At 56.0% G+C, this 26,265-nt stretch carries 25 protein-coding genes; 9 read left to right on the forward strand and 16 right to left on the reverse strand.

The genetic code is table 11. The features are described 5' to 3' along the window. Positions 1-135: 135 nt before the first annotated feature. The 3 genes from btsR to ppiA form a co-directional block, all read right to left on the reverse strand. Positions 136-861, reverse strand: coding sequence for a two-component system response regulator BtsR (btsR, locus tag E5C26_RS23070; protein ID WP_135318336.1), 726 nt, complete (start codon positions 859-861; stop codon positions 136-138). Continuing rightward, positions 861-2,546: a sensor histidine kinase gene (locus E5C26_RS23075; protein ID WP_135318337.1), complete on the reverse strand. Its 1,686-nt coding sequence runs from the start codon at positions 2,544-2,546 to the stop codon at positions 861-863. The genes btsR and E5C26_RS23075 overlap by 1 nt, the downstream gene beginning before the upstream one ends. A 161-nt stretch (positions 2,547-2,707) precedes the next feature. Beyond that, entirely contained in the window at positions 2,708-3,277 is a 570-nt protein-coding gene (ppiA, locus tag E5C26_RS23080) for a peptidylprolyl isomerase A (RefSeq protein ID WP_012147266.1), read from the reverse strand. A gap of 355 nt (positions 3,278-3,632) precedes the next feature. Here ppiA and E5C26_RS23085 point away from each other — a divergent pair, with 355 nt between their 5' ends. From E5C26_RS23085 to E5C26_RS23105, 5 genes are all read left to right on the forward strand, one after another. Beyond that, a complete protein-coding gene (locus E5C26_RS23085) occupies positions 3,633-3,977 on the forward strand; it encodes a PTS lactose/cellobiose transporter subunit IIA (RefSeq protein ID WP_135318338.1) in 345 nt (114 codons plus the stop codon). Continuing rightward, positions 3,974-5,281 (forward strand): 6-phospho-beta-glucosidase, encoded by a 1,308-nt coding sequence (locus tag E5C26_RS23090; RefSeq protein ID WP_135318339.1) that lies wholly within the window; start codon positions 3,974-3,976, stop codon positions 5,279-5,281. The genes E5C26_RS23085 and E5C26_RS23090 overlap by 4 nt, the downstream gene beginning before the upstream one ends. A 95-nt stretch (positions 5,282-5,376) precedes the next feature. Then, positions 5,377-6,357 carry a LacI family DNA-binding transcriptional regulator gene (locus tag E5C26_RS23095; RefSeq protein ID WP_135318479.1) on the forward strand — a complete coding sequence of 327 codons (981 nt, stop codon included), beginning with the start codon at positions 5,377-5,379 and terminating at the stop codon, positions 6,355-6,357. A gap of 190 nt (positions 6,358-6,547) precedes the next feature. Beyond that, positions 6,548-7,732 (forward strand): MFS transporter TsgA, encoded by a 1,185-nt coding sequence (gene tsgA, locus E5C26_RS23100; RefSeq protein ID WP_135318340.1) that lies wholly within the window; start codon positions 6,548-6,550, stop codon positions 7,730-7,732. 221 nt (positions 7,733-7,953) lie between these two features. Further along, the gene (locus E5C26_RS23105; RefSeq protein ID WP_135318341.1) at positions 7,954-9,105 is read left to right on the forward strand and encodes a Fic family protein; all 1,152 of its coding nucleotides are present in this window, start codon (positions 7,954-7,956) and stop codon (positions 9,103-9,105) included. Between the two features lie 54 nt (positions 9,106-9,159). Here E5C26_RS23105 and E5C26_RS23110 read toward each other — a convergent pair whose 3' ends face one another. Beyond that, a complete protein-coding gene (locus E5C26_RS23110; protein ID WP_312847938.1) occupies positions 9,160-10,428 on the reverse strand; it encodes a cytosine deaminase in 1,269 nt (422 codons plus the stop codon). Positions 10,429-10,731: 303 nt separating this feature from the next. On the opposite strand from E5C26_RS23110, the gene nirB reads away from it, so the two are divergent. Genes nirB through cysG form a run of 4 tightly spaced genes read left to right on the forward strand, consistent with a single transcriptional unit; the run spans position 10,732 to position 15,888 of the window. Beyond that, on the forward strand, positions 10,732-13,281 hold the full coding sequence (gene nirB / locus E5C26_RS23115; RefSeq protein WP_135318343.1) for a nitrite reductase large subunit NirB: 2,550 nt from the start codon (positions 10,732-10,734) through the stop codon (positions 13,279-13,281). Further along, positions 13,278-13,604 carry a nitrite reductase small subunit NirD gene (gene nirD, locus E5C26_RS23120; protein ID WP_135318344.1) on the forward strand — a complete coding sequence of 109 codons (327 nt, stop codon included), beginning with the start codon at positions 13,278-13,280 and terminating at the stop codon, positions 13,602-13,604. The genes nirB and nirD overlap by 4 nt, the downstream gene beginning before the upstream one ends. Positions 13,605-13,633: 29 nt before the next feature. Beyond that, entirely contained in the window at positions 13,634-14,434 is an 801-nt protein-coding gene (gene nirC / locus E5C26_RS23125; RefSeq protein ID WP_135318345.1) for a nitrite transporter NirC, read from the forward strand. Between the two features lie 50 nt (positions 14,435-14,484). Further along, complete coding sequence (cysG, locus tag E5C26_RS23130; RefSeq protein ID WP_135318346.1) at positions 14,485-15,888, forward strand: siroheme synthase CysG; 1,404 nt, start codon at positions 14,485-14,487, stop codon at positions 15,886-15,888. A gap of 52 nt (positions 15,889-15,940) precedes the next feature. Here the strand turns inward: cysG and trpS are convergent, their stop codons facing one another. From trpS to pilM, 12 genes are all read right to left on the reverse strand, one after another. Continuing rightward, complete coding sequence (trpS, locus tag E5C26_RS23135; RefSeq protein WP_135318347.1) at positions 15,941-16,945, reverse strand: tryptophan--tRNA ligase; 1,005 nt, start codon at positions 16,943-16,945, stop codon at positions 15,941-15,943. Between the two features lie 2 nt (positions 16,946-16,947). Continuing rightward, positions 16,948-17,646, reverse strand: a complete 699-nt coding sequence (locus E5C26_RS23140) for a phosphoglycolate phosphatase (protein ID WP_135318348.1) — start codon at positions 17,644-17,646, stop codon at positions 16,948-16,950. Beyond that, complete coding sequence (gene rpe, locus E5C26_RS23145; protein WP_135318349.1) at positions 17,639-18,316, reverse strand: ribulose-phosphate 3-epimerase; 678 nt, start codon at positions 18,314-18,316, stop codon at positions 17,639-17,641. The genes E5C26_RS23140 and rpe overlap by 8 nt, the downstream gene beginning before the upstream one ends. Positions 18,317-18,379: 63 nt before the next feature. Further along, positions 18,380-19,192 carry an adenine-specific DNA-methyltransferase gene (dam, locus tag E5C26_RS23150; protein ID WP_135318350.1) on the reverse strand — a complete coding sequence of 271 codons (813 nt, stop codon included), beginning with the start codon at positions 19,190-19,192 and terminating at the stop codon, positions 18,380-18,382. Between the two features lie 255 nt (positions 19,193-19,447). Beyond that, on the reverse strand, positions 19,448-20,470 hold the full coding sequence (locus E5C26_RS23155) for an SPOR domain-containing protein (protein WP_135318351.1): 1,023 nt from the start codon (positions 20,468-20,470) through the stop codon (positions 19,448-19,450). 155 nt (positions 20,471-20,625) lie between these two features. After that, the gene (aroB, locus tag E5C26_RS23160) at positions 20,626-21,726 is read right to left on the reverse strand and encodes a 3-dehydroquinate synthase (RefSeq protein WP_135318352.1); all 1,101 of its coding nucleotides are present in this window, start codon (positions 21,724-21,726) and stop codon (positions 20,626-20,628) included. Between the two features lie 91 nt (positions 21,727-21,817). Further along, a complete protein-coding gene (aroK, locus tag E5C26_RS23165) occupies positions 21,818-22,339 on the reverse strand; it encodes a shikimate kinase AroK (protein ID WP_004391482.1) in 522 nt (173 codons plus the stop codon). 350 nt (positions 22,340-22,689) lie between these two features. Beyond that, a complete protein-coding gene (gene hofQ, locus E5C26_RS23170) occupies positions 22,690-23,931 on the reverse strand; it encodes a DNA uptake porin HofQ (protein ID WP_135318353.1) in 1,242 nt (413 codons plus the stop codon). Beyond that, the gene (locus tag E5C26_RS23175; protein ID WP_135318354.1) at positions 23,928-24,290 is read right to left on the reverse strand and encodes a DNA utilization family protein; all 363 of its coding nucleotides are present in this window, start codon (positions 24,288-24,290) and stop codon (positions 23,928-23,930) included. The genes hofQ and E5C26_RS23175 overlap by 4 nt, the downstream gene beginning before the upstream one ends. Beyond that, positions 24,283-24,804, reverse strand: coding sequence for a hypothetical protein (locus E5C26_RS23180; protein ID WP_135318355.1), 522 nt, complete (start codon positions 24,802-24,804; stop codon positions 24,283-24,285). The genes E5C26_RS23175 and E5C26_RS23180 overlap by 8 nt, the downstream gene beginning before the upstream one ends. Then, the gene (locus E5C26_RS23185) at positions 24,797-25,333 is read right to left on the reverse strand and encodes a PilN domain-containing protein (protein ID WP_135318356.1); all 537 of its coding nucleotides are present in this window, start codon (positions 25,331-25,333) and stop codon (positions 24,797-24,799) included. The genes E5C26_RS23180 and E5C26_RS23185 overlap by 8 nt, the downstream gene beginning before the upstream one ends. After that, positions 25,333-26,175 carry a type IV pilus biogenesis protein PilM gene (gene pilM, locus E5C26_RS23190; protein ID WP_135318357.1) on the reverse strand — a complete coding sequence of 281 codons (843 nt, stop codon included), beginning with the start codon at positions 26,173-26,175 and terminating at the stop codon, positions 25,333-25,335. The genes E5C26_RS23185 and pilM overlap by 1 nt, the downstream gene beginning before the upstream one ends. Between the last annotated feature and the right edge of the window lie 90 nt (positions 26,176-26,265).

Raw genomic sequence — 26,265 nt, forward strand, 5'->3', positions numbered from 1 at the left:
TTGTTGGCTGCATGCGCTCACCCCAGTCACTTACTGAAGTAAGCTCCTGGGGATTCTCGCCCTGGCCGCCTAGCTGCAACTTGAAATCCATTGGGTCTAACAAGTTATGGCTGGTTAGAGCAAACAAAAAACTAATCAACCACGCAGCCCCAGCTCTTCTTTCAGCGCTTTCAGGTAGCGACGGCTGACCGGTACCGGGTCACCGACCGGCATGATCATTTCCGCTGCGCCGTTGTCATCAAAGCGAATCTCGCGCACCTGCTCCAGATTAACCAGATACTGGCGGTGGCAGCGTACCAGCGGCGTTCGCATTTCCAGCGTGCGCAGCGTCAGCTCGGTAAAGCACTCCATGCCGTCATTGCGCACCACGAACACCCCACTCAGCCGCGAACGGATAGCCACCACCTCGTCAAAGCGCAGCAAATAGATGCGGCTGTGGCCGGTGCAGGGAATGTATTTCAGGTAGCCGGCGCTTTCATCCAGCGCAGCGATGTTCTGCTGCCCGCGTTGCTGCTGCAGGCGCTGCAACGTTTTACTCAGCCGCTTCGGTTCCGCCGGCTTCAGCAGGTAGTCAAACGCATGCTCTTCAAAGGCCTGCACCGCATATTCATCATAGGCGGTCAGAAAGACGATATGCGGCATCCGGTTGGGATCGAGCATGCCTACCATCTCCAGCCCGGTGATGCGCGGCATCTGGATATCCAAAAACACCACGTCCGGCTGCAGGCGATGGATCCCGCTAATGGCCTCTATCGCATTGGCGCATTCGCCAACAATGGAAATGCCTTCTTCAGCCTCCAGCAAATGCCGCAGGTTATCGCGTGCAGAAGGTTCGTCATCGACAATCAGTACGTTGAGCATCAGGCAGCCCTCGCCAGGGGAACGTTGATGGTAATGCGGGTGAATGTTTGTGGCTCGCAGGCCACCTGAATGCCATAAGCGTCGCCATAACGCACGCGGATACGTTTATCCACCAGGTTCATCCCCAGCCCACTGTTGTTCGGTTGCGATTGGAATAATCCGGCGTTGTCGGTCACTTGCAGCAGCAAGCACTCCCCTTCGCGCCGCGCACCGATATCAATCCGCCCCACGCCCAGTAACTGCGAAGTGCCATGCTTGATGGCATTCTCTACGATCGGTTGCAATGAAAATGCCGGTAACCGCACGGCCAACAGCTCTTGCGGCAATGAAACCACGACTTCCAGCCGATCGGCAAAGCGCGCCAGTTCGATTTGCAGGTAAGCATTCACGTGTTCCAGCTCGTCCGCCAGGCTGACCTCATCACCGGAACGCTTGAGATTCTTGCGGAAAAAGGTCGAAAGGTTTTGCACCAACTCACAAGCCCGGTCACCGTCACGGCGGATCACCGCCACCAGCGTATTCAGGGCGTTAAACAGGAAGTGCGGATTGACCTGCGCATGCAGTAATTTGATTTCTGACTGCGCCAGCAGCTGTTTATGGCGCTCATACTGACCGGCCATAATCTGTGCGGATAACAGGCTGGCGATACCTTCCCCCAGCGTACGGTTGATGGTACTGAACAACCGGCTCTTCGGTTCATACAGTTTAATGGTGCCGATCACCCGCTGATTCTCACCGCGCAGCGGGATCACCAGCGTCGAGCCCAGTTTGCAACTGGAGTTAATCGAGCAGCTGTAGGAGTGCTCATTGCCGTCCGCGTAGACCACTTCGTTGTTGTCGATCGCACGGTGCGAGTGTTTTGATGAAATCGGCGTGCCCGGCAGGTGGTGATCGTCACCGATGCCGATAAACGCCAGCAGTTTATCGCGGTCGGTTATCGCTACGGCGCCGATACCCAGCTCCTGATAGATCACTCGCGCCACCTTCATGCTGTTTTCCTGATCAAACCCCTGCCGCAAGATCCCTTCGGTACGTTCGGCAATCTTCAGCGCCTTGGCGGAAAACGCACCGGTGTACTTCTCGAACATCGCTCGCCTGTCCAGCAGGATTTGCATGAACATCGCGGCCCCCACCGTATTAGCGATCAACATCGGCAAAGCGATATGTTCCACCAACCGCAGCGCCTCATCGAACGGGCGGGCAATAGCCAGGATAATCACCATTTGCAGCACTTCGGTCACCAGCGCGACTCCGGCGACAAACAGCGGATTAAACAGCAGGTCGATACGTCGGTGACGCATGGCGATGCTATGCACCAGTCCGCCCACCAGTCCTTCCGCCACGGTTGATACCGCGCAGGCGATATCGGTCATGCCGCCCAGGGTATAACGGTGCAGACCACCAGTCAGCCCCACCAGCAGCCCCACCGAAGGCCCGCCCAGCAGCCCGCCCAATACGGCACCGATAGCGCGGGTGTTGGCTATAGAACCTTCAACATGCAGACCGAAATAGGTGCCCATAATGCAGAACACCGAGAAAATCACGTAGCACAATAGCTTGTGCGGCAGGCGAATGGTCACCTGCGTCAGCGGAATGAATAACGGGGTTTTGCTCAGTAAATAAGCAATGACAAGATAAACGCACATCTGCTGCAACAGCAGCAGAACCTGGTTAAATTCAAACATGGCAGCAGCTCATCCCTTAACAAAACAGATGCAGAACGCCGGGTTTCCGGTCTGGTTATAAGCTGGCGATTAAAGCATGTGAAGGAGGAAAAAACAGTGATGCAGGCAAGGCTTCCGGGGAAAGCAACGCAGCCGGCCCACCTGGGGCCGGCGCAAAATCATTATGGCAGCACTTTCGCTGACAGAATGACGATAGGTTTGCTCGGAACATTCTGGTACGGGCCGACGTTGCCGGTCGGTGCCTGGGAGATTTTATCTACCACGTCCATGCCTTTGACCACTTTACCGAATACCGCATAGCCGAAATCGCGCTGACCGTGATCCAGGAAGGCGTTATCCGCCACGTTGAGGAAGAACTGGCTGGTGGCACTGTCTTTATCGGCAGTACGCGCCATCGAAATGGTGCCGCGCAGGTTGCGCAGGCCGTTATCCGCTTCGTTCTTGATCGGTGCCTGGGTGGATTTTTGCTGCATATCCGCAGTAAAGCCACCGCCCTGAACCATAAAGCCCGGGATCACACGGTGGAAAATGGTGTTGTTGTAATAGCCGCTGTTCACGTAGTCGACGAAGTTCTTGGTGGAAACCGGAGCCTTCTGACTGTCGAGCGCCAATTCGATATTCCCAGCCGAGGTAGTCAGCATGACATGAGTTTCGCCGGCGGCGAGCGCGGCAGGTGCCATTGCTGTCAGGGAACACAGCGCAACGAAGGTCACTAAAGTACGTTTGAACATTAACGGGTCCTTTCTCTGAGAGACAAACAACGGAAAAGCGCCTTGATTCTAAAGAGCTGCACCTGCGAGTGCCAGCCATTTACCTATATTTACGTAATACTGGGACATATCTCAGTCAGCCCCGGATTTTACTGCCAAAAGTATGATCGCCTTAGACCTTTTTGCCAACTGCATCACGCATTTTTTGCCCTTTTTACGCCTTGGTCGTTTTTTGCGACACAACTCCCGGTTTCATTTTCCATTCCCGTTACTCTAGATAAATGAGAGCGCTCTCATTTTGGCGCAACGATAAGAATCATGAATGTCAGCCGGCACCACTGCCGAGCAATATTGGAGAAATAATGTGAGTGAATTGATGACTGAAACTGAAATCAGCCCCGATTTTGAAAGCACCATCATGGAGCTGCTGGTGTTCTCCGGTGGCGCCCGCAGCAGTGCGCTGATGGCGCTGCAACAAGCGCGTGCCGGCGACTTTACCGCTTCAGCCAAGCACATGGCCGAATCCAAACAGTCGGTAAAAAAGGCCCATCTGATCCAAACCCAACTGATCGGCCTGGACGAAGGCTGTGGCAAACTGACCATCAACCTGATTACCGTTCATGCCCAGGATCATCTGATGAATGCCATGGTGATCCAGGATCTGGCGGATGACATGATTGAGCTATACCGCCGTCAGGCCCAGATGGAGGTTCGCGCATGAAATCGTTAAAAATCGCTGTCATCGGCGGCGGCAGCAGCTACACGCCAGAATTGGTCGATGGTTTGATCCAACGCATTGAAGAACTGCCGGTGACCGAGCTGGCACTGGTGGACGTTGAGCCTGGCCGTGAAAAGGTCGAGATTATTGCCGCCCTGACCGAACGCATGCTGGCGCGCCACGGGCTGGAGCAGGTGAAAGTCAGCGTGCATTTCGAACTGGATGAAGCCATTCGCGACGCCAATTTCGTCCTGACCCAGTTCCGCGTTGGTCAGTTGCCGGCGCGCGCCGCCGACGAGCGTTTAGGGCTGAAATACGATTTAATCGGCCAGGAAACCACCGGCGTTGGCGGCTTCGCCAAGGCATTACGCACCATTCCGGTGATGCTGGATATCGCACGCCGGGTAGAAAAACTGGCACCTGACGCCTGGATCATCAACTTCACCAACCCGGCCGGCATCGTCACCGAAGCAGTCTCCCGCTACACCAAAGCGAAAATCATCGGCCTGTGCAACGTGCCGATCAGCATGCATCACATGATTGCCAACATGCTGAAAGTCCCTTCTCAAGAGGTGCAGCTGCAATTCGCCGGACTGAACCATATGGTGTGGGTACATCAGGTGCTGCAAAACGGGCATGACGTCACCGGCAAGGTGATCGACATGCTGTGTGACGGTGCGGCGCTGACCATGAACAACATCAAGGAAGAACCTTGGCAGCCGGACTTCCTGCGCGCCGTCGGGGCAATCCCCTGCCCCTATCACCGTTATTTCTACCAGACCAAAGAGATGCTGGCCGAGGAAATTGCCGCTGCGGCCGAACGCGGTACCCGCGCCGAGCAGGTGATGAAGGTGGAGAAAGAGCTGTTTGAGCTGTACGCCGATCCGCATCTCGACAGCAAACCGGAACAGTTAAGTTTCCGCGGTGGATCATATTATTCGGAAGTGGCGCTGGAGCTAATCCGTGCGATCCATAATAATCTCGGGACGCAATTAGTCGTCAATACCGCAAACCGTGGCGCTATTCGCGGTTTACCGGATGACGCTGTGATAGAAACCAACTGTATCGTCGATGCTCAGGGTGCCCATCCGCTGACCTTTGGCACGCTGCCGGATTCCATGCACGCGCTGACCCAACAGGTGAAAGCCTATGAGCGCCTGACCATCGAAGCCGCAGTGCACGGCGATCGCCGCAGTGGCCTGCTGGCGTTGGTCACTAACCCGTTGGTCGGCAATGCCAATGTGGCGCAGCCGCTGTTGGATGAAGTGCTGACGGTGAATGCGCCTTATCTGCCTCAGTTCAAATAACCGTCGGGCCAACCACGGTTGCTGATACATTGCTATACCTAATGTACAGGGGTCGCTGCGTCGACCCCATTTTTGTCGTAATCAGGAGTCGGATGATGGTGACACTGGAAGATGTCGCAGCCCTGGCGGGCGTGTCCCGCGCCACCGTGTCACGCGTAGTGAATGGCGATACCAACGTTAAGGGGCAAACCCGCGAAAAAGTAGAAAAGGCGGTAGCCCAACTTGGCTATACCCCCAACCCGGCCGCCCGGGCGCTGGCCTCCAGCCACAGCAATACCCTTGGGCTGGTCACCACCTCCTATCGCGGTGGCTTCTTCGGCGCACTGATGGACTTTGTGCAAACCGAAGCAGAATCCCACGGCAAGCAATTGCTGGTGACCCAGGGACGTAACAGTGCGGAAAACGAATGGCAGGCGATCCAGCGGCTGTTCAATCTGCGTTGCGATGGCGTGATCCTGCACGTCCGCTTCCTCAGCGATGATCAGTTACGCCAACTGGCGGCGGAGCAACGTCGCTTTGTGCTGCTCGATCGTCTGGTGCCCGGCCTGGAGGCGCACTGCGTCACTTTCGATCACCAGTACGCCAGCCGCATGGCAACACAACAATTGATTGATGCCGGCCACAGGCACATCGCCTGTATCAGCGGCCCACGCGACCGTCCTTCCAGTCTCTTGCGGCTGCAGGGTTTTGAACAGGCCATGCAGGCCGCGCATATCAAGCCGGTCGCCTGCACCGAAGGGCTTTACGATTTGGAGAGCGGTTATCGCTGCGCCGATCAATTGCTGAAAATGAAAACCCTGCCCACCGCCATCTACTGCTGCAATGAAGAGATGGCTATCGGCGCACTGCTGGCCGTCAACGAACACCGCCTGCGGGTGCCGCAAGATATCTCGCTGATCTGTTACGACAGCGGTGAGCGCGCGCCCTTTGTCCGCCCGGCGCTGACCAGCGTACATTTCCCGATTACCGAAATGGCGCAATATGCCGCACGCCTGCTGATTGACCCAGCTACCCCACCGGTTAGTTTTGCGCCGACAGTCATCAGCCGCGACTCGATCGTGACGGCGAGCAAATAGATCACAAAAATATTTCAACACCTCTCATTGATTGCATCAAAAAGTAGATAGGCATCACAAAAACTCCCGTTGTCTGTGCTAGGATCCGCTCCCTGGTGGCCTGATCGGGACTTTTTTCTGCTTTTGCCAGGAAAAGCCAGCGGCCTTATGCCAGTTTTAAACTCTTTATAGACTTAATCAGGCCTAAATAATGAATGACAGCAACCGTCTACGGCTTACCTGGATCAGCTACTTTTCTTACGCGCTGACCGGTGCTTTAGTTATCGTCACAGGGATGGTGATGGGGAACATTGCAGAGTACTTTAATCTGCCGGTTTCCAGCATGAGTAATACTTTTACCTTCCTTAACGCCGGTATTTTGATTTCGATCTTCCTCAATGCCTGGCTGATGGAAATCATCCCGCTGAAACGTCAATTGATGTTTGGCTTTGTGCTGATGGTGCTGGCTATTGCCGGACTGATGCTCGGCAAAAGCCTGACCATGTTTTCGTTGTGCATGTTTATCCTTGGCGTGGTCAGCGGTATCACCATGTCGATAGGCACCTTCCTGATCACCCATATGTATGCCGGCCGTCAACGCGGTTCGCGTCTGCTGTTCACTGACTCCTTCTTCAGCATGGCCGGGATGATCTTCCCGATTGTTGCCGCGATGCTGCTGGCGCGCCAGATCGGCTGGTACTGGGTGTACGCCTGCATCGGCCTGCTGTACGTAGGTATCTTTGTGCTGGCCCTGTTCTCCGAGTTCCCGGTACTGGGCAACAAAGGCGCCGACGCCGGGCAGCCGGTGGTGAAAGAAAAATGGGGTATCGGCGTGCTGTTCCTGTCGATCGCCGCACTGTGCTACATCCTCGGTCAGCTGGGTTTCATTCAGTGGGTGCCGGAATACGCCACCAAGTCGTTCGGGATGGATATCAGCCAGGCCGGCAAGCTGGTGAGTGATTTCTGGACCTCGTACATGATCGGCATGTGGGTGTTCAGCTTTATCCTGCGCTTCTTCGATTTGCAGCGCATCGTCACTATTCTGGCTGCTTTGGCGACCGGTGCGATGTACTTGTTTGTCAGCACCGATAATCCGGAACACCTGGGCTACTACATTATGGCTCTGGGCTTCGTTTCCAGCGCGATCTACACCACGCTGATCACGCTGGGCTCGCTGCAGACCAAGGTTTCCTCACCGAAACTGGTTAACTTCATCCTGACCTGCGGCACCATCGGCACCATGCTGACCTTCGTGGTCACCGGCCCAATCGTAGCCAAAGGCGGCGCACACGCGGCGCTGACTACCGCCAATGGTCTGTACCTGGCGGTGTTCGTAATGTGTCTACTGCTCGGTTTCGTCACCAAGCACCGCAGCCACGGCCACGTAACCAACTGATCTGCTAACGCGGCATAAAAAGAACCTTTGCCAAGAAATCAAAATCCGGTGGGCCCGCTCACCGGATTTTTTTATGCGTTGACGGATAGAAAAAACCCGTCCCCCATAAGCGCTTTGCCACTCGTCATCACGGCCCCCCATTAATTAAAAAGACTTTTAACGAGCGCTCATGTTATTAAAGAGTAGTTTAATAATGTGCAGTCTTATTAAAGGAGTGTTTAATGAAGCGTACATCTGGCCGATTTGTGACAACCCAGAGCCATCATGAAACCGTTAATGCCTTTGTGCCTGTGCCTTTACCGCCCTCTGCCCCTGACCTTGACGTCAAGTCCTATCAGCAACTCAATCACCGTGCTGAACTTGCTCTGGCCAGGCTATCAGGTATGACAGGCCTGGTAACATCCGGTGAGTGGCTCATCTACAGTGCAATACGACGTGAGGCGTTGCTCACTTCTCAGCTTGAAGGGACTCAGGCGACGCTGACAGATGTTTTTGATGAAGAAGCAGGGTTGTCTGTGACCAATGCGAATGACGTCGAGGAGGTCACCAGGTACCTACAAGCCTTCAAATTTGTCCGTGAACAGATACTCTCTCCAACTGGATTACCTGTATCAGTCCGCTTGCTCACCCAAGCCCACAAAGTTCTGCTGGATGGCGTTCGCGGTGCAAATAAGCAGCCGGGCAATCTACGCACCAGTCAGAACTGGATTGGCGGTTCACGCCCAGGCAATGCGGCGTATGTCCCACCACCACCAGAAAATGTTGCCCATTTGCTGGCAGATCTTGAGATGTTTATACATGATGACAAAACTACCTTGCCACCACTGGTGAAGATAGCTTTGGCACATGCCCAGTTTGAAACCATCCACCCCTTTCTTGATGGCAATGGCCGCATCGGTCGTCTACTCATCGCCATGTTACTGGAAACATCGAAGCTTCTCCCTGAACCATTATTGTATGTATCGGGGTATCTGAAGGCCCATCAGACTGAATACTATCGTTGTTTATCCGAAATCCGCAGCCATGGGGATTGGGAATCCTGGGTGGCTTTCTTTCTCAAAGGCGTTGAAATAGCGGCAGAGGAAGCACAGCAAAGCATTATTCAGATAGCATCGTTAATCGCGGCTGACAGGAAAAAAATTCTCGGGACGGCATCAAGTACATTACAAACACTGCGCCTTTTTGAGCTATTACCCACAATGCCAAAATTAACGGTGGAACGGGCTCAGGCGGAGTTAGCCGTCTCCTTCCCTACTGCCAACGCTGCCATCAAAGCACTGGAAAATGCAGGGATACTGCTGGAGACGACCGGCCGACTAAGAGGCAAAAGCTACGTCTATCAGGCCTACGTAGATGTGTTGCGTAATGATTAAAAACAAAGCGTCATAAGGCTTTGGCAACAAAAGAAAATAGAGTTGCAGCCGGCCTCAACGCCGGAAATCCACTTTCTCATCCTGAGCCAAATACAGCGTGGTTTCTGCCGGCTGGGTTTCGGCAATCACTGAGCCCTGACGTATCGAATAACGTACCGGCGTCTGGCGGCGCACCGCATCAAAGCCGCTATCGGCCGGCAATATCACCAGGTTGGCACTGTTGCCCGCCGTCAGGCCATAGTCGGTCAGATGTAGAGTGCGCGCACTGTGGCTGGTGATCAGTTTCAGCCCGTCGTCGATCTGGCCGTATCCCATCAGTTGACACACATGCAGCCCCATATGCAGCACCTGTAGCATGTTGGCAGTGCCCAGCGGATACCAGGGATCGAACACATCATCATGGCCGAAGCAGACGTTAATTTCCGCCTCCAGCATCTCCTTCACCCGGGTGATGCCACGCCGTTTCGGGTAGCTGTCGAAGCGACCCTGCAGGTGAATATTCACCAGCGGGTTGGCGACAAAGTTGATGCCTGACATTTTCAGCAGGCGGAACAACCGTGAGGTGTAAGCCCCATTGTAGGAATGCATCGCCGTAGTATGGCTGGCGGTGACTCTGGCCCCCATATCCAGCTTAAGCGCCAACGCCGCCACGGTTTCGACAAAACGCGACTGTTCGTCGTCTATCTCATCACAGTGAACATCCACCAGCCGATCGTATTTCTGCGCCAGGGCGAACGCCTTGTGCAATGACTCCACACCGTACTCACGCGTAAACTCAAAGTGCGGAATAGCCCCCACCACATCGGCCCCCAGCCGCAGTGCCTCTTCCAACAGCGCCTCGCCGTTGGGATAAGACATAATGCCTTCCTGTGGAAAAGCGACGATTTGCAGCGTTACCCAGGGTGCGACTTCCTGTTTTACTTCCAGCATCGCACGTAGCGCGGTCAGGGTCGGGTCAGAAACGTCAACGTGGGTACGCACGTACTGCACGCCGTTGGCAATCTGCCATTTCAGCGTCTGCCAGGCGCGTTGTTTGACATCCTCGTGGGTCAGCAGCGCCTTGCGCTCTGCCCAGCGCTCAATCCCTTCAAACAGGGTGCCCGACTGGTTCCAGGCCGGTTGCCCGGCGGTCTGGGTGGTATCGAGATGGATATGCGGTTCGACAAACGCCGGCAGCGCCAGCCCACCCTGCGCATCCAGCACATCGCTGCGCCATTCCAGCCCTTCCGGCTGCGGCACGATATGGGCGATGTGCCCCTGCTCAATGGCCAATTGCCACAGCCCTTCATGCCCGCTCAGACGCAGGTTATCGATAAACTTCAATGGACTCTTGGCCACCCTTCACCTCTGCTGTTCCAGCCTGTTTCATTCATCATACTGGCAGCGGATCAGACTGACAAAGCCACCAATAATTTATTAAAGCCCCTGTTACTCCCGAATGGGTAGAATTCGCATTAACTGGCTCGTTTCAGCTAAAGATGAATAAAAACCGCAACTTATCAAATAACGATAAAAATCATCGATATACCACATTAGAGGTATATGGAGGAGCGCTTGATTTGCATCAATAAATTGCCCACAGGGAGGAATAAGGTAACGCTAGGAAACCAGAATTTTGAGGCAATAATGAGCAGAGTCAAACTTGCTGTCATCGGCAATGGCATGGTCGGCCACCGGTTTATCGAAGATCTGTTGGAAAAAGCAGACAAAGACCAATTCGACATCACCGTATTTTGCGAAGAACCGCGCATCGCCTACGATCGCGTACACCTTTCTTCTTATTTCTCCCACCACACCGCCGAAGAACTTTCACTGGTACGTGAAGGCTTTTACGAGAAGCAGGGCGTGAAGGTTTTGGTCGGCGAACGCGCCATCACCATTAACCGCAGCGAGAAAGTCATTCACTCCAATACCGGCCGCACCGTCTACTACGACAAGCTGATCATGGCTACCGGCTCTTATCCGTGGATCCCGCCGATTAAAGGCTCCGAAAGCCAGGACTGTTTCGTTTACCGCACCATTGAAGATCTGAACGCCATCGAAGCCTGCGCCCGCCGCAGCAAACGCGGTGCGGTGGTCGGTGGTGGCCTGCTGGGGCTGGAAGCCGCCGGGGCGCTGAAAAGCCTCGGGGTTGAAACTCACGTCATCGAGTTTGCGCCGGTACTGATGGCCGAACAGCTCGATCCAATGGGCGGCGATCAACTGCGCCGCAAGATTGAACGCATGGGCGTCAAAGTCCATACCGGTAAAAACACGCAGGAAATCGTCAACGGCGGTGAACAGGCGCGCAAAACCATGCAGTTTGCCGATGGCACCGCGCTGGAAGTGGACTTTATCGTCTTCTCCACCGGCATCCGCGCCCAGGACAAACTGGCTCACCAGTGCGGTCTGGCTACCGCCCGTCGTGGCGGCATCGTGATTAACGACAGTTGCCAGACCTCCGATCCGGACGTTTACGCCATCGGCGAATGTGCCTCATGGCGTGAGCGTACCTTCGGTCTGGTAGCACCGGGTTATAAAATGGCGCAGGTCACCGCCGACCATCTGCTGGGCCGTGAAAACACCTTCCTGGGTGCCGACATGAGCGCCAAGCTGAAATTGCTGGGCGTCGACGTCGGCGGTATCGGTGATGCCCACGGCCGCACCGAAGGCGCACGCAGCTACGTTTATCTGGACGAGAGCAAAGAAGTTTATAAGCGCATCGTGGTCAGTGCCGACAACAAAACCCTGCTGGGCGCGGTACTGGTGGGCGACACCAGCGACTACGGTAACCTGCTGCAACTGGCACTGAACGCCATCGAACTGCCGGAAAATCCGGATGGCCTGATCCTGCCGGCACATGCGGGCAGTAAACCGGCCATCGGCGTCGACTCACTGCCGGAAAGCGCGCAAATCTGTTCCTGCTTCGACGTCAGCAAAGGCGACATCATCAAAGCGGTCGGCATGGGTTGCCATACCGTGGCCGCGCTCAAGTCAGAAACCAAGGCCGGTACCGGCTGCGGCGGCTGTATTCCGCTGATCACCCAGGTGCTGAACGCCGAATTGAGCAAACAGGGCATCGAGGTGAACCACCACCTGTGCGAACACTTCGCTTATTCGCGTCAGGAGCTGTACCACCTGATCCGCGTCGAAGGCATCAAATCCTTCGACGAACTGCTGGCCAAATACGGCAAGGGCTACGGTTGCGAAGTCTGTAAACCGACCGTCGGCTCGCTGCTGGCCTCCTGCTGGAATGAGTACATTCTCAAGCCGCAACATACGCCACTGCAGGACACCAACGACAACTTCCTCGGCAATATTCAGAAAGACGGCACCTACTCGGTGATCCCGCGTTCCCCTGGCGGTGAAATTACCCCGGAAGGGTTGATGGCCGTTGGCCAGATCGCCAAGGAATATAACCTTTACACCAAACTGACCGGTTCCCAGCGCATCGGCATGTTCGGCGCGCAGAAAGACGACCTGCCGGCCATCTGGAGCAAACTGATTGCCGCCGGTTTTGAAACCGGCCACGCCTACGCCAAGGCGCTGCGCATGTCCAAAACCTGCGTCGGCAGCACCTGGTGCCGCTTTGGTGTCGGTGACAGCGTCGGTTTTGGCGTCAAACTGGAACACCGCTACAAAGGCATTCGCACCCCGCACAAAATGAAGTTTGGCGTTTCCGGCTGTACCCGCGAATGCTCCGAAGCCCAGGGCAAAGACGTCGGTATTATCGCAACCGAAAACGGCTGGAACCTGTACGTTTGCGGTAACGGCGGGATGAAACCACGCCATGCCGACCTGCTGGCAGCCGATCTCGACCGCGAGACGCTGGAGCACTATCTCGATCGCTTTATGATGTTCTATATCCGCACCGCCGATAAGCTGCAACGCACCTCGGTATGGCTGGAAAGCCTGGAAGGCGGCATCGATTATCTGCGTAAGGTGATAGTTGACGACAAACTGGGGATCAACGACCAATTGGAAGCCGAGATCGCCCGCCTGCGCGACGCGGTGGTCTGCGAGTGGAAAGAAACCCTGGAGCATCCTGAAACCCAGGTGCGCTTCGCCCACTTTATCAACAGCAGCCTGCGCGATCCTAACGTACAGGTGGTCGCCGAGCGCGAACAGCACCGGCCGGCACGTCCGGATGAACGCATTCCCGTCACCCTGCTGGAAACCGAGGAGAACAACGTATGAGCCAGTGGACAACCCTTTGCGCCATCACCGATATTCTGCCCGGCACCGGCGTGTGTGCCCTGCTCGGCGATCAGCAGGTGGCGATTTTCCGCCCCAGCGCCGACGAACAGGTGTTTGCCATCAGTAATATTGATCCCTTCGCCCAGGCCAGCGTGTTGTCACGCGGTCTGATTGCCGAACATCAGGGTGAGCTGTGGGTCGCCAGCCCGTTAAAAAAACAACATTTCCGCCTGCACGACGGTTACTGCCTGGAAGATGACAGCCGCAGCGTCGCGCATTTCACTAGCCGGGTTGTGGACGGCATGGTGCAGGTCGCGGCCTGATATTTTTATTTAACCTCAGGGAAAACAGCATGTTCACCGATACCATCAACAAATGCGCCGCCAATGCGGCGCGCATCGTCAGGTTGGCAAAGCACAGCCCGCTCGGCTTTTGGATCAGCTCGGCGATGGCCGGGGCCTACGTCGGCCTCGGCATCATTTTAATTTTCACCCTCGGCAACCTGGTCGATCCATCGATTCGTCCGCTGGTGATGGGTGCCACTTTCGGCATCGCGCTGACGTTGGTGATCATTGCCGGGTCGGAGTTGTTCACCGGTCATACCATGTTCCTGACCCTCGGCGTCAAAGCCGGCACCATTACCCAGGGCCAGATGTGGGCCGTATTACCACAAACCTGGCTGGGTAACCTGTTGGGATCGGTGCTGGTCGCGCTGATGTACTATTACGGCGGCGGCAGCCTGTTGCCGGTAGACACCAGCCTGGTGCACACCGCGGCACTGGCGAAAACCACTGCACCGGCAGAAGTGCTGTTCTTCAAGGGCGTGCTGTGTAACTGGCTGGTTTGCCTGGCGATTTGGATGGCTATCCGCGTTGAGGGGGCCGCCAAATTCATCGCCATCTGGTGGTGTCTGCTGGCGTTTATCGCTTCCGGCTACGAACACTCGGTCGCCAACATGACGCTGTTCGCCCTGTCCTGGTTCGGCCATCACAGTGAAGCCTATACCCTGAGCGGGATCGGCCATAATCTGCTGTGGGTGACGCTGGGCAATATCCTGTCCGGTGCGGTGTTGATGGGGCTGGGTTATTGGTACGCCACGCCGCGTGCCGAACGGCCACAGGCTGAGAAAACCGCAGCACGCCAGACTGCATAATATTCATGGGGCGCCTTGCGCCCCATTGCTGATTGCCCCGAGGAGTGCCGATGGATTACCTGCCGATTTTCTGCCAACTGCAACACAAAGCCTGCCTGCTGGTCGGTGGCGGTGAGATTGCCGAGCGCAAGGCTCGCCTGCTGCTGGATGCTGGTGCGGCACTGACCGTCAACGCCTGTACCTTCACCCCGCAGTTCCACGAGTGGGCAGCTCTTGGCCACCTCACGCTGGCGGAAGGTGAATTCAGTGCAGAGTTACTGGCGGAAAAGTGGCTGGTGATCGCCGCCACCGACCGGGTCGAGGTCAATGCGCTGGTGTACCAGTGTGCCAACCAGCAGCGGGTATTTTGCAACGTGGTCGACGATCCAAAACGCGCCAGCTTTATCATGCCGTCGATTATCGATCGCTCGCCGATTATGGTCGCGGTGTCCTCCGGCGGTAAAGCCCCGGTGCTGGCACGACTGCTGCGTGAAAAGCTGGAGGCCGTGCTGCCCCAGCATCTGGGCAAGTTGGCACAGTTGGGGGGTTCGTTGCGTCAACGGGTGAAAAAGCACTTCAGCGACATCGGCTCACGCCGCCGTTTTTGGGAAAAGCTGTTTGCCCACGATCGGCTGGCACAATCGCTGGCCAATAATGACGTAGCGCTGGCGGAGCGGCAAATTGAGCAACTGTTTAGCCATCAACCGCAAGCCTGCGGCGAAGTGGTGCTGGTGGGTGCCGGTCCGGGTGATGCCGGTTTGCTGACGCTGAAAGGTCTGCAGCAAATCCAGCAGGCCGACGTGGTGGTTTACGACCGGCTGGTGTCTGATGAAGTCATGACGCTGGTGCGCCGCGATGCCGAACGCATTTTTGTCGGCAAACGTGCGGGCCACCATTGCGTACCGCAGGCGCAGATCAATCAAATTTTGCTGCAGCAGGCACAACTCGGTAAACGCGTGGTGCGGCTGAAAGGCGGTGACCCGTTTATCTTCGGCCGCGGCGGCGAAGAACTGGAAACGCTGGCCGCCGCCAATATTCCTTTCTCTGTGGTGCCGGGCATTACCGCCGCCTCCGGATGTTCTGCCTACAGCGGCATTCCCCTCACCCATCGTGACCACGCACAGAGCGTGCGCCTGGTGACCGGCCACGCCAAGAGTGACGGCGGATTGGACTGGTCAACGCTGGCCGCCGGGCAACAAACCCTGGTGTTTTACATGGGCCTGACGCAGGCGGCAGAGATCGAACGCCAACTGATCGCGCACGGCATGCCTGCCGCTACGCCGGTGGCGCTGGTAGAAAATGGGACTTCCTGCCGCCAGCGGGTCATCGAAGGTGAATTGAGCCAACTGGGGACGCTGGCCTTACAGGCTGCCAGCCCAAGTTTAATCATCGTCGGTAGCGTAGTCAGCCTGCGCAGCAAGCTGAACTGGTTCTCCAGCCAGGAGCCGCCGCAACCACTGGCTCAAATGGCCTGATACAGACGTAAAAAAAGCGGCCACTGGCCGCTTTCCTTATGAATCAAAGCCGTTACTGCGGTGAGACAAAACCAACCGCCTGGTAAACCTTCGCCAGCGTTTCCTGAGCGCGTGCACGGGCCTTGGCAGCGCCATCACGCATGACTTGCTGCAGCAGGGCCTCGTCATTGCGGAAACGATGATAACGCTCCTGCAGCTCGCTCAGCATGCCGGATACCGCTTCAGCGACGGCGCCTTTCAGGTGGCCGTACATCTGGCCTTCAAACTCGGCTTCCAACTGAGGGATGCTCTTGCCGGTCACGCCGGAGAGAATATCCAGCAGGTTAGACACCCCCGCTTTGTTCACCACGTCATAACGCACCACTGGCGGCTCTTCAGAGTCGGTCATCGCGCGTTTGATCTTTTTAGCCACCGCTTTCGGATCTTCCAGCAGGCCGATCACGTTATTACGGTTATCATCCGACTTGGACATCTTCTTGGTCGGCTCTTGCAGCGACATCACGCGAGCGCCGGACTTGGGAATAAACGGCTCAGGCACTTTGAACACATCGCCGTACAGCGCGTTGAAACGCTGACCGATGTCACGGCTCAACTCCAGATGTTGTTTCTGGTCTTCGCCGACCGGCACCTGGTTAGTTTGATACAGCAAGATATCCGCCGCCATCAATACCGGGTAGCTGAACAGGCCGGCGTTGATGTTCTCCGCATAACGGGTGGACTTATCCTTGAACTGGGTCATGCGGCTCAGTTCACCGAAATAGGTGTAGCAGTTCAGCACCCAGCTCAGCTGGGTGTGTTCCGGTACGTGCGACTGCACGAAGATGGTGCTTTTTTGCGGATCGATACCACAGGCCAGGTACAGCGCCAGAGTATCCAGCGTGGCTTTACGCAATTTCTCTGCGTCCTGACGTACGGTGATCGCATGCAAGTCAACGATGCAGTAGATGCAGTCGTAATCATCCTGCATTTTCTCCCACTGACGCAGCGCACCCATGTAGTTGCCAATGGTCAGTTCACCGGACGGTTGCGCGCCGCTAAATACGATGGGCTTACTCATGTTTAAATTTCCTGATTCTCTAAAGATGACAGCCCAAGAGCGGGCAACAAATCGGCAAAGCGCTCCAACACGCGGTCGGGGTGGCTCAGGGCAATCGCCTCGCCGTAGTTATAACCGTAGGTCAGCGCGGCGCTTGGGCAACCTGCCCCTTGCGCAGCCTGAATATCATTGCGGGAGTCGCCGACAAACAGCAACTCGTTGGCTCGCAGGCCAAGCTTGCCGAGGACCAGATACAGGGGCGCCGGGTGAGGTTTCTTTTCCACCACGTCGTCACCGCCGATAATCAGCGAGAAATAATCCATAATGCCCAATGCGGCCAGCAACGGTGCAACAAACGGCGTGGGCTTGTTGGTCACCAGCGCCATCGGGTAGTTTTGTGCGGCCAAGCGGGACAGGGTTTCTTTCACCTGCGGAAACAGGCGGCTGCCGCTGTCGACGGTTTGCGCATAAAAATGATCGAAGCGCTCGCGAAGCTGTTGACAGTGTTCCGGCGTGGCTTCCACTTCGGCCCAGCGCAGCGCACGTTGTACCAGCACGTCGGCACCGTTGCCAATCCAGGTGCCTACCCGGGCCTCACCGGCCTGTGGCAGGCCCATTTCCGCCAATGCCAGATCGATAGCGGCTGACAATCCCGGCGCGCTGTCGACCAGTGTGCCATCGAGATCAAAGGCCAGAGCGCGGATCGCCCCGAAATCAGCCATGCGTCACCTTCGCCAACTCGCTGCGCATTTCGTCGATCACCCGACGATAATCCGGCTTGCCGAAGATGGCGGAACCCGCGACAAACATGTCTGCGCCCGCGGCAGCGATCTCGGCGATATTGTCGACCTTCACGCCGCCATCCACTTCCAGTCGGATATCACGACCACTTTCGTCGATCATTTTGCGTACCTGACGCAGCTTATCCAAAGTGCCATGGATAAACGACTGACCGCCAAAACCAGGGTTGACCGACATCAGCAGGATCACGTCGATTTTATCCATCACATAATCGAGGTAGCTCAACGGCGTTGCCGGATTGAACACCAGGCCGGCTTTACAGCCGTGCTCTTTAATCAGTTGAATGGTGCGATCGACGTGTTCGGAAGCTTCCGGATGGAAAGAGATGTAACTGGCGCCCGCTGCAGCGAAATCCGGCACGATGCGGTCGACCGGTTTCACCATCAGGTGAACGTCAATCGGTGCGGTGATGCCGTAATTACGCAGCGCCTGACAAACCATCGGCCCGATGGTCAAATTGGGAACGTAGTGGTTATCCATTACGTCAAAATGCACTACGTCGCCGCCTGCGGCCAACACGTTGGCAGTGTCTTCACCCAGACGGGCAAAGTCTGCTGACAAAATGGACGGGGCAATCAAAAATTTTTTCATCCGCTATCTCCAAACGTAGGGTTCGAAATCCATAGGATAACTACGCCGGGGCGTAACCCCGGTTTAACGATACAGCGCTAAAAGCTCATTCACTTTGCTGCGGCCAAGAATATTGCGGCTGATAGTACGGCGCGCTTTCACCACGTACAGCGAGGCGTGCTGGTACCAGTCACGCGTCAGCTCGGTATCATGGTTGGAAATCAATACCGGCACCTGGCTTTCTACCGAAAGCTGATGCGCCATCAACGCCAGGCTTTGCTGGTCGGCCATGCTAAAGCTGTTGGTGTGGTAAGCGGTAAAATTCGCCGTCGCCGATAAGGGCGCATACGGCGGATCGCAATACACCACGGTACCACGCTCGGCTTTTGCCATGGTATCGCGGTAATGCTCACAGACAAAAGTGGCGTTGCGGGATTTTTCAGCGAACCAGTACAGCTCGTCCTCCGGGAAGTACGGTTTCTTGTAACGTCCAAACGGCACGTTGAACTCCCCACGCAGGTTATAGCGGCACAGGCCGTTATAGCAGTGGCGGTTCAGGTAAAGAAACAGCAACGCGCGACGATAGGGATCGGCGCTAGTATTGAACTCTTCGCGCAGCAGGTAAAACTGTTCTGACTTATTGAATTCATCGGTGAAAAGCAGGCGGGCATCACGCACGAAGTCATCCGTACGCAGTTTAACGATGTTATACAGATTAATAAGATCGCTGTTGATGTCGGCGAGAATATAGGCGTCGTATTCCGTGTTCAGGAAGACTGAACCCGCACCCACGAAGGGCTCGATTAAGCAGTCGCCTGCTGGCAGGTGACGACGGATCTCGTCCACCAGCGGGTATTTTCCACCAGCCCATTTTAAAAAAGCGCGGTTTTTCTTCATGCCGTCAATTAGCTACTTATTATACAATTCAGAGCGGCGGATTGTACTCTGTTTCAGACAGCACATCAGCGCACAAATTTAAGTGATTGATACCCTTCATCCTTCAAGCCGCAGCACCCTTGGCCACGCACAGTTATTCGGCCTGTCCGCAGGCAACTCCAGCCATCGGTCATGGGCAACTCTGTCCGCCCTGAGTAACAGGGGCGCAGTTTGTGCGCCCCTACAATGCCTGAATGCAGCTTGAAATCTATCGGGTTACTTTTTCAGGTCCTGCTGAACCTGACTTACAGGTCGGACCCAGGGTTTTTTCGCCTGAACATCCGCCGGCAGCGTCGCGATGGCACGCTTGGCTTCCGCTGAAGAGGCATAGTTGCCACTCACCAGCACGTACCAGGGTTTGCCGTCACGTTTAGTCGAATACACCAGATAATGCTGTAATTTCTGCTGCTTGGCGTAGGCGTTCAGCGTATCGGAACGCGAGGCGCTGCTCAGTTGCAGAGTGTAATGGCTTGCCGGTGCAGACTGCAGCGAACCGCCGCTGCCGCTAACGGCTCCCGCCTTGGCACTTGCTGCTCCCGCTTTGGCGGAAGAGGCTGGCGCCGGCGTATACACCGTGGTTGGCGATTTATGCTGTGTGGCCGTGGCCGTCGGCTTGCTGACGGTTTTCGCCGGTGTTTTATGTTGCTGTGGCGCAGTGCCCTGAACCGGACGGGCGGTTTCTTTCGCCGCAGCGCCGTTCATCAGGGTAGCCGGGGCCGTTGGCAGCGTCGAAGCTGGACCTGTCATGCCCTGCGTAGCCGCATCAACCTGACCTTGCTGCGCTGACAATGCATCCGACATATTGCCCGGCAGATCGACACGCTGCTGCGCGCCGCCCTGCGGTGGCTGCGGTTGCGCTTCCGTCGGGGTGCTGGAGATCGGAGGAACGCTGACGGTTTGCGGCTGCGAGCTGCTGCTCACACCGTTATTGTCGTTGGTATCTGTGGTGCCGCCCGGAACACCGGTATTACCGGCAGTCAGTGACGAAGAACCCGACAGATTAATGTCCTTGGCTGCGCCATTCTGTGCGCTTTCCTGTGCCGCCTCATGCTTGGTTGGCGCCTTCAACGCCGAGCCAATGCCGATAATCAGCAGCAACAGCACCAAAATACCGATACCAATCATTAAATGCTGACGAGAAATGGCAAAACGCGGTCCCGGAGCCGGTTTACGCGAACGTGCAGGACGACGATCGCTGCTATCAGGTCTGAGATCGTCTTCCGGTTTAAACTCATCCATCTGAAACCCTCCAACTAGAGGCAAAAGCCCACCACGGTATACCTAACGTGGCACGGGCAGATTAACCCGATGATGGCAAAGCGACATCAGTCAGGCTTTGCACATTAATTAATATAGATGTAAACGGCGGCTAAGCCACTGTTACTTCGTCCGATTTACTTAGACATTCCGTCAGGAAGGCAAGCTGCGATCGAAGCGAGCACCCTATCATGCCCCACTCCGCCACGGACTTCCGCCTGGCCAATGGCCGTCGGCAGTACCAGGCGCAATTCACCGGCCAGGACTTTCTTATCGCGCATCATATGCGGCAGATAAGATCCCGGAGCCATTTCCTGCGGGCCACACACCGGTAAACCAGCGCGCAACAACAGTGCTTTAATACGTTCAATATCTTCGCGGGAGAACTGACCGAGACGGTGCGCGGTTTCTGCCGCCATCACCATACCGGCGGCAATGGCTTCACCATGCAACCATACACCATAGCCCATTTCGGCCTCGATCGCATGACCGTAAGTATGGCCCAGATTCAGCAGCGCGCGCAGCCCGCTTTCGCGTTCATCAGCGGCAACCACCTCAGCTTTCAGCTCGCAGCAGCGGCGGATACAGTAGGCCAGAGCCTGCATATCCAGCGCCACCAGGGCATCGATATTGTTTTCCAGCCAGACGAAGAAGTCGTGGTCGAGAATAATCCCGTACTTGATCACTTCAGCCAAACCAGAGGAGAGCTCACGCGCCGGTAAGGTTTTCAGGCAATCGAGATCAACCACCACAGAAACGGGTTGATAGAAGGCGCCGATCATGTTCTTGCCGAGCGGATGATTGACGGCGGTTTTACCGCCAACGGAAGAGTCCACCTGCGACAGCAGCGTGGTAGGAACCTGAATAAAGCGGACACCGCGCTGATAACAAGCGGCGGCAAAGCCGGTAAGATCGCCAACCACGCCGCCCCCAAGGGCAATCAGCGTGGTATCACGACCGTGCGGCTTTTCCAACAGTGCCGAGAACACCTGCTCGAGTACGGCCAGAGATTTATACTGTTCGCCATCAGGTAAAATCACCTGATCCACCATGACGCCTGCCTGCTCCAACACTTTCCGAACCTGATCCAGATAGAGTGGCGCCAGGGTTTGGTTGGTGACCAGCATGACCTGTTCACCCGCCTTCAGCGGCATAAAAGAAGCCGGATCGTTAAACAATCCGGCGGCTATGGTTATCGGGTAGCTTCGCTCCCCAAGCGTTACGGTAATTCTCTCCATGTCGCGCTCAGTTCTCAATGTGGTTTATCCCCGCAACGCGGGGAACACAATCAGTCTTCCGCATTTGCCGTGGCGAACACGGAAACCGCTATCAGTTGCTTTCCAGCATGTTGATGATCTGGTTGGCAACCACTTTGGCGCTTTGATCGTCGGTGCGGATGGTGACATCTGCAATTTCTTCGTATAACGGATTGCGCTCTTTCGCCAGCGCTTCAAGCACTTCACGCGGAGGAGAATCAACCTGCAGCAACGGACGCTTTTTGTCACGCTGGGTACGGGCCAACTGCTTCTCGATAGTGGTTTCCAGGTACACCACTACGCCACGCGCCGACAGACGGTTACGCGTTTCACGCGATTTAACCGAACCACCGCCGGTAGCCAGCACGATGCCTTGCTTTTCCGTCAGTTCATTAATGACTTTTTCTTCACGATCGCGGAAACCTTCTTCACCTTCCACGTCGAATACCCAGCCCACGTCAGCTCCGGTACGTCGCTCAATTTCTTGATCGGAGTCGAAAAACTCCATATTGAGTTGCTGAGCTAACTGACGGCCAATAGTGCTTTTGCCGGCACCCATAGGCCCAACCAGAAAGATATTGCGTTTCTCTGCCATGTTTTTCGGTATTACTAAGACAATTCGTTAATGTTAACCCGCCCCGCCAATCAAATCAGCGGCGGGACCTAAACTGAAACCTCATGAACGATAGTGCGAGATCAGACGGAAAATTATCTCAACACTCTTGGTAGTTTGGCAACCGAATAAATCGCAATCCACGCCGCAGGAGGGAAACCATACGTTTTTAACGGCGTCTTGGCGCTAACAAAAAAACCTCGGTGCTCAATTCGGTAACCCTTGTAAGCTAAATCGGTCGCAGCGTCAAACGCAGATGCCCCGAAGGTGATAAAAAAGTGCATCTGCTCATCAACTTTAGGCGATTTCCCACGAACCGCACACCCGGTTGCTCAGGCCTTAATCAATGTCGGAGTAATGAATATCACCAGCTCGCGCCGTTTATGTTGTTTACTGCTCTGTTTGAACAAGGAACCCAGCAGCGGCACGTCGCTGATCCCGGGCACCTTGTCTGCCCCCTCGGCGCTATGGCGCTGAAATACGCCACCCAAAACAACGGTTTCGCCATCTTTTACCGTCACCTGAGTTTTGATTTCCTGTTTATCTATCGCCAACGTCTCGCCTGCCGCACGGCTGATTGAGCGCCCGGGCATATTCTGGCTGATTTGCAACGTCAGGGTGATGCGGCCATTGGGCAAAACTTTAGGCGTCACCTCCATGCCCAGCACCGCTTCCTTGAACTCCATCGACGTCGCCCCGCTGGAGCCGCTGTTCACTTCATAAGGAATTTCGGTCCCCTGCTTTATGCTGGCGGTTTGCAGGTTCGCGGTCAGCAAGCGCGGGCTGGCGATGATTTCTACCCGGTTCTCCTGCTCCAAAGCCATTAACTCCAGATCCAATAATCGCCCGCCAATTCGTGCCAGATGGAATCCCGCGCTGACGGCACTGCGCTCCAGCGGTAACCCCACATTAAAGCCGTCCATCTGCCATGACCTGGCCGGTCGTTCGTCCGGAGCCAAACCCCAGCGCACCCCAAGCTCACGTAGGCTCTCGGTGTTGATGGTGACGATATGTGCCGCCAATTGCACCTGTGCCAAAGGCGCATCCATTTCGGCGATCCTTTGCGTTAATAACGTCACGATCGATGCTGTATCGCGGATCAATACCGCATTGGTGCGTTTATCTGCTACCACGCTGCCACGCTCGCTCAGCAATATTCCGCCCTGCGCATTCAGGTTTTCAGCAACCTCTTCCGCATCGGCATGGCTCAACGGCAGGGTCACGCTTTTTAGCGGCTGTTTTTGTACCAGCGCCTGCTGTTGGCGCTGCTTTTCTTGCTCATTGGGTTCAGGGGAAATCATCATGACATTCCCTTCCAGCGTCATTGACAGCTTGCCCATACGCAAAATCACCGCCAGCGCCTGCTGCCAGGGCACATTATCCAACCTTAGCGTCAGGTTGCCCCCCACACCTGCGGCGGTGACCATATTCAGCTGCTGATAATCCGCCAGCGCCTGCAACACCAGAGTAATCGGAGCATCCTGAAACTCCAGCGAAACGGGCTCTTGCTCCTGTGCTGCGCCGGAAACAACCACACCCCAGAGCAGCAGCGCCAACCAACGGCATCCTTTCATTTTTCTTCCTTATGCTTTCCCAGGGTCAACGCCACTGCATTCTCAGTGGCCGGACACAGCGGAACGCCCTGGTTCTCTTTCAGCGTCACTTGCCCCTTAAGGACCTGCTCCACCCGCCAACGCCCGTCTAACAGGGTTTGGTGGGGTTTTAATCGCAGCCACTGTCCGGCGGTCGTCACCACCCAGGCATGGTGTAACGCCGCTTTCCCGATGGTGCCCTTCAATTGCCAGTTCACCGGCGACTCCGCTGCGCTCGGGCAGTCGGGCAAGGGTAACGGCTTAAAAGGATCGCGTGGCTGAGGCTGGGCCATCAACGCCAGAGGCAGCCACAGTAACCAGAACCCACAGCATCTATTCATTGGGGTTTGCCGCCTCTGCCTCTGCCAAAGCCGCCTGGAGAATGAAATGCGTCGTCAGTTCCCCCACCTGCGCCTCAACGGTCATTTGATCAATACGCAACTGAGCCGGCCAACTGTCCAGCAGCCTTAATAAACTGCCGTAATTGAGATGCAGCATCAGAGTTTGCCGCGGCGAGTTGTCCTGCTGCTGCCAACGCTGCAGACCGGCCCCCGCCCGTTGCAACGTGCTCGCCAAATCGCTATCGGCGACTGGTGGGCGGACGACCTGCTGCAGGCTTTGATTCACCTGATCCAGCGTCGGCATACCGGCCAGTTGCTCCCACAAGGGGGTCATCTGTTGTATCAGACGCTGCTGATCAGCCTCGGTCTGTGCCAATTGCTGCCATTTTCCTTGCAACAGCAGCAGGCCGAACAGCAAGATCAGGCTACCCAACACCAGCCACTGGATGGCCAACAGCTTCCACCCCGGCAAGCCCAGCCCTCTCGCCAACCACAGCGGCAATGACTTATCCACCCGGCCCCCATTGCGCCATCAAGGTAAACGAGAACAGACCGTCCTGACGCTGTACCACCTCTGCCAGGCGGTAGTTCTGTAACAGGGGTAACGCCGTCAGTTGTTGTTCAAACTGAAGTACCGCTTCATAACGCCGGCTAAGTCCCCGTAAAGTGACATTTTGCGGGTGGCTTTCCAGCGCGATAAGCCACAGCGGCTCGGGTAGCGAAGTGGATAACTGCTGCAACAACTGCAGATAACGTCGGTTATGCACCAGGTTGTTGTCATACTGTTGCGCCAACGCAGTTAAACGCGCCAGACGCGCCACCGCCTGTTGCAATTGTTGATAACGCTCGGTCAGTTCTGCCTGCTGGCCGATCAGCGTCAATAGCGCCTCATGCCGCTGTGCCTGCTGTTGACTCAACAGGCCAAAGACCACCATCAGTACCGCCAACACCAGCACCAGTTGCAAAATGAATATGCGTAACCAAAAGGCATAGCGGCGACGCTGGCCCCGTATGCGCCAGGGCAAAAGATTAACCTGATACATCAGTTGTCCTCAGCGCGCAGCGCCAGTCCACCGGCCAATACAAATGCCGCCGGCAATGTGGGTAACGGGGGACGCAGCTGGCTGAAAGCGCTAAGCGGTGACCACGATAAGCTGCCTGACGGAGGCTGCTCATCGATCACGCTGCTATAGTAAATCGGATGTTCACTGAGTGATGGACAGGCGGCGCGCATTGCGGACAACGCCTGATTTGCTTCGTCCGCTTCTCGCATCGATACCAGGCCATAGGCAAACTCCGCTCGGTGCGCGGTCACCCATAGCCATTCTTCATCGAGGCGGTGCAGCAAACCGGCTTCGCCCGGCACGCCTGCCGCCGCCGCCATTACGCGCAGTGCGCATGGGGCAATATCAACCACCTGCGGCTGTAAATTGGCCTGACGCAGACAGTTCAGCCACTGTTGCAGCTCTTGCTGACGGGCGGCGGTCAGCAGCAGAGTCGCGTGTTCAGGCAATGATTGGCGGTAGTCCAGCGCCAAGGTTTGGCTATCCAGCGGAAACTTTTTCAGCCCCTGGCTGGTGATGTAGTCAGCGCGCGCCGGCTCTTTCAGCCTGGCGTCCGGCAGGGGCAATCGGTGCTGTAAAACCCGCTGCGCGGGCAGAGCAATGCGTAAGGAAATATGTCTTGGTAACTGAATCCGCCATTGGCGCAACGCCTGGATCAGTGCGTCGGTCTGCTCCAGACAGCCCTCACGCAGCACCGGTTGCGGCAACCTTTGTTGCCACCAGTGACGCAGTTGCCAACCATTGCGACGGCGCTGTGCCGCCAGGGCACGAACGCAGTGACTTTGTATATCCAGCCCCACCTGCCATGCTTGAGTGATCATATTTTGCCCGACCTCCATATCGTCAGATAACAAAAGAACATATCCATGTTGCAGGCTTGCCTTTATACTACCGCGCGGTTGTTTATAAAC

Origin of the sequence: Serratia proteamaculans, from assembly GCF_004684015.1 — a bacterium.
Taxonomy (GTDB): Bacteria; Pseudomonadota; Gammaproteobacteria; order Enterobacterales; family Enterobacteriaceae; genus Serratia; species Serratia proteamaculans_F.